This window comes from Schlesneria sp., from assembly GCF_036405755.1.
GTDB classification, from domain to species: domain Bacteria; phylum Planctomycetota; class Planctomycetia; order Planctomycetales; family Planctomycetaceae; genus Schlesneria; species Schlesneria sphaerica.
On record NZ_DASWWZ010000439.1, the window covers coordinates 1 to 3,380 of the forward strand.

General features: G+C 56.6%; 2 protein-coding genes. Both read left to right on the forward strand.

From position 1 onward, the window contains the following. On the forward strand, positions 1–1,530 hold a 1,530-nt coding region (locus tag VGE80_RS15035; RefSeq protein WP_440593228.1), incomplete at its 5' end, for a DUF1553 domain-containing protein. A 104-nt stretch (positions 1,531–1,634) separates the two neighbouring features. After that, a complete protein-coding gene (locus VGE80_RS15040) occupies positions 1,635–3,089 on the forward strand; it encodes a DUF1501 domain-containing protein (protein ID WP_440593229.1) in 1,455 nt (484 codons plus the stop codon). Positions 3,090–3,380 lie beyond the last annotated feature (291 nt).

Genomic DNA, 3,380 nt, shown 5'->3' on the forward strand with positions numbered 1-3,380 from the left:
TATACTTTTACTCTGGATTCCGACGACGGTTCACGCCTTTCGATCCAGGGGCAGGAAGTTCTGCTGCATGATGGGATCCACGGTACAGGAAATCCCCAGAAGCGAACGATCGAACTCAAGAAAGGACGTACTCCGGTTCGCCTGGACTATTTCCAGGGACCGACCGGCGCCAAAGAGCTGATTGTAAAGTGGTCAGGTCCTGGTTTTACAAACCGTTACCTGTCGGCGATCAGCAATGTTGCTTCACTCGGGGAATCGGCTCCGACGAAGCAGCGAGACTTCAAGAGCTTGATCACGAGTCAGGGACCGACCCTCCTGGGTGAAAAACGCTACCTGGAATACACGGAACTCTTGAAGCAGTTGGAACAGAAGAAGAATCAAAAGGTCAACGTGGACATGGCGCTTTGTGTGACCGAAGTCGGTCCCACGCCACCTGAGACGATGCTGCTGAAGCGAGGAAACCCGCAGTCTCCCGGGGACAAAGTGGTTCCGGCCTATCTTTCCGCCCTTGGTGGCGGCGATGCTCGGATCCCCGAGCCTCCTGCCGGTGCGACGAGTTCCGGACGAAGACTCGCTCTGGCGAACTGGATCACTGCACCGGACAACCGTCTCGCAGCCCGCGTGATGGTCAATCGGATCTGGCAGCATCTGTTCGGACGCGGCATCGTCCGCTCACCGAACAATTTTGGATTGCTCGGCGATCCCCCGACTCACCCCGAATTGCTCGACTGGCTCGCGATCGAATTCACGCGCGGTGCCGATGCCGATGGAGCAGGGGCCACTCGCAAGATTCCCGGCGCACCCTGGTCGATCAAGCGATTGCAGAAGTTGATCGTCATGTCGAACACTTATCGCATGTCGTCACGAGCACCACATCGCTCTGCAGAGACGTCGTCTCAGGAGAGTGCAACCAACGGCCCCAATCCGCTGGAGGTCGACCCACTGAACAATCTCTTCTGGCGGCACGATATGCGGCGCCTGGGTGCAGAAGAAATCCGCGATACGATCCTCGCCGTGAGCGGGAAACTCAATCTCAAGATGTACGGACCGGGAGTTTTTCCCAAAATCAGCGACGAAGTCAAAGCGGGACAGTCCGTCCCGGGAGCAGGGTGGAACGAGTCATCTGAGGAAGACCAATCCCGCAGAAGCGTCTACGTTCAGGTGAAACGCTCACTGATTCTCCCCATCCTCTCTGACTTCGATGTAGCCGATACGGACAACAGTTGCGCAGCGCGATTCACCACCACCCAGCCGACGCAGGCACTCGGGATGCTTAATGGGGAATTCCTGAATCAACAGGCGGTCGTGTTTGCGGCACGATTGAAGGATGAGAAAGGGACCGAACTGAAGCAACAGGTGATCCAGGCCTATCGCATCGCGCTCAATCGAGAGCCCGACCCGGTCATGGTTGACCGCGGTATCCAACTGATCCATGACCTTAAGACCAAACACGGATTGTCTGCGGACAAGGCACTGGAACAGTTTTGTCTGATGACACTGAATCTGAACGAGTCGATCTACCTCGACTGATGTTGAAATCCATGTTGGCGAGTCGCTGACCTGGCTTCATGAGCTTCAGTCAGATTCGTCCGCCTCAAACCGGCATACAGCTCTAGATGATCAGGAAGAAAACGATGTCCAACTCTAACTTCTGCGGACGAACGCGGCGCGAGTTTCTCTGGCAGTCCGGTGCAGGTTTCGCTGGAACCGCCCTCGCTGGGATGCTTCAGCGTGATCGCTTCGGACTGTCTCAGGTGCATGCGGCTGGCCTCACCGGGCACCAGAATCCGTTAGCGCCCAAGGATCCGCACTTCGCCCCCAAAGCGAAGAATGTGATCTTTCTTTTCATGTATGGTGGTCCGAGCCACATTGACACGTTTGATTACAAACCGGCCATGAAGGGCCGTGACAACCAGACCATTGAAGTGAAAACTTTCGGACGCGGTGGTCACAAAAACCAGGGCCGCATCGTCGAACCTCGCTGGGATTTCCACCAGTACGGCCAGTGCGGCAAATGGGTCAGTGATCTGTTCCCTCATCTGGCCACCTGCGTCGACGACATCGCGTTTCTGCACTCCATGACTGCGGACTCGCCCATCCACGGTTCCGCCATGCTCATGATGAACTCAGGAAAGATTACCTCCGGTAGTCCGTGCCTGGGCTCTTGGGTCAACTACGGGCTGGGAAGCGTCAATGAGAACCTGCCGGGATTCGTCGTTATGCTCGATCCGTCCGGGGGTCCAATCAGCGGAGCAAAGAACTGGTCGAGCGGATATATGCCCGCGACCTATCAGGGAACAATTCTTCGCTCAAAAGGGTCACCCATCATCGACCTCAACACCCCCGCCGGCACAACACGGGCGATGCAGCGGGAACTGCTGGACGCGCTCAAAGATCTCAACACGGAACACGCGGCGACGCGGTCAGACAATTCCGAATTGGCCGCGCGCATCAACAGCTATGAGTTGGCCTTTAAGATGCAACAGCACGCGCCGGAGGCAGTCGACTTCTCACAGGAGACAGAAGAAACGCAGCGAATGTATGGAATCGACAAGCCGCGAACGCAGGATTTCGGCCGACGTTGCCTGCTCGCTCGTCGACTGGTAGAGCGGGGTGTCAGGTTCATCCAGTTGTATTCCGGCGGTAGCCATAACGACGCGAACTGGGATGCGCACAGCGATATGGAAAAGAACCACAATTTCCACGCTGGCAATACGGATCAGCCCATCGCAGCGCTGCTTAAAGACCTGAAGCAGCGTGGAATGTTGAAGGACACCCTGGTGATCTGGGGTGGAGAGTTCGGTCGGCAACCAACAGCAGAATACGCGATGGGAACAGGGCGCGACCACAACGCGTATGGATTCACGATGTGGATGGCCGGGGGAGGTGTCAAAGGAGGAGTCAGCGTCGGCACGACCGATGAACTTGGCTCGGCTGCGGTGGAATCTCCGATGCACGTGAAGCGGCTTCACGCCACCGTGCTGCATCAGATGGGTCTCGATCCTAACGGCCTGTCCTACTACTTCGGCGGACTCGACCAGAAGCTCGTTGGTGTGGAGCATGTCGAACCGATCAAGGAAATTATCTGATCCGTCCAGATGAGAAGACGTCCTGGACCATCTAACAGGAAAGGGCAGGGCAAAGGCGATATGAGCCTCTGATCCTGCCCTTTTTTATGGCGCCTCACTTGCGCCGGGTGGCAAGTCGAGCTTATTTGGTTTTCTGTTTTGCCTTCACTGCTTCCCAGTGTTTGCGAATAATTTCGGCGGCCTCATCAGTGGCTGAGAGCTTCTTTTGAAGTTCAGAGTTCGTCATCGGCTTGTCTGCTGGCATCGCAGGTGCCCCGTCGGGGACGGGGGGAGTATACGACGGCAACACCG